This window comes from Synechococcus sp. R55.3 (genome assembly GCF_047461975.1).
In the GTDB taxonomy this organism is placed as follows: domain Bacteria; phylum Cyanobacteriota; class Cyanobacteriia; order Thermostichales; family Thermostichaceae; genus Thermostichus.
Genome location: NZ_JANSIG010000159.1, coordinates 1 through 1,190 on the forward strand (window position 1 = coordinate 1; position 1,190 = coordinate 1,190).

A 1,190-nucleotide genomic window follows, 5' to 3' on the forward strand; every position below is an offset into this window, starting at 1 on the left:
TGATCCCAGAGCAAATCGCCATCGGTCGGGCTTGGAACGCTTTTGACGAGCAAGGCAATCTCAAAGACGAGAAGCTACAACAGCGCTTTCAACACTTTGTCCAGAGCTTGGTGACCCATACTCACAAGCTGCGCGGGATCCCAGTTGTGAAGCCTTCCCACAATTAACCCCAAATTAATTACTTAATCACTTACCAAAAAACTGGGTCTAAAGCCCCGCGCTTTAGGGCGGCTGTGTGCTATGCTGCCCACAGCGGCAGGGTAATCAACCGCTCTATTCGCGTAAGCGGGCCGTAGGCCTTAAGCCCAACAGTCTCACGACTGGATGCAACCTCAATAGGTTTTTTAGTTGTTGTTCGCAACGGTACCTAAGGGCATAAGGATTCTGTCCCGCTGGCGCGAGAGGAAACCGCCCTGCGCTTGCATCAGTGGCGCGTAGCGCTTGGGGGAACGCCTGGGGAGATGAGCACCGCTGTTGTGGAGGGGCAACCCAACACGGCAAGTTGTCGCAGAACCAGGAACCGGAATCCCCTGCCTTTAGGCGGGGGAGCATGTCAAAGACTTCGGCTGCCCCTATTGCTACCCAGCCTTTCATCTGGGGGCTATAGTTGTTTCAAACAGCAACAAGTCCGGGCTCGCTTCTCCTCGCTTTTTTGTGTCAGTGTTGCCCAGTAACAAGGAAGCAGGGAGACGAGAAGGCTCATAACAGAGACGAGCTGAAGTCTGGCTGATACGGCATTGGCTTGCAGAGGAACCTGCGGAATAGATCCACACAGGTATGGTTCAGTCTGTTCCCCCTTATTCTTCGGATAGAGCTGGGTCAATATCTCCCCTGGTGGCCCTGCAAGCGACATTGCAACAGATGCGAGAGCAAACGGATGCCAATGGGCTGATTCAGCTCACCCTCGACTATGTCGGGGCGGTGTTTGGGGCGCCGCTGGTCTGGCTGGCCTTTTACGATTATCAAAATCATCAGTTGGTGGGCCAGGGGGGAGTGACCCTTCTTGAGGATCAAACCCTACTGCGAGCGGTGCATCCTCTACAGCCGGGGGAGATCCTGGAGCAGGTGGTGATCGAGCAGCGACCGATCAGCCTGCCTGACCTCTCTCAGGAGCCGCGCATGGGCATTTGGCAGCGGGAGGCCAGGCGACTGGGCGGGATCCAGGGCTGTTTCATTTATCCCTTCTCGGC

The 1,190-nt window shown here is 55.7% G+C and carries 1 pseudogene; it reads left to right on the plus strand.

Annotated features, from left to right (window positions below):
• Window positions 1–777: 777 nt before the first annotated feature.
• Window positions 778–1,190, plus strand: a pseudogene (locus tag NW849_RS14295) (histidine kinase); the annotation flags it as partial.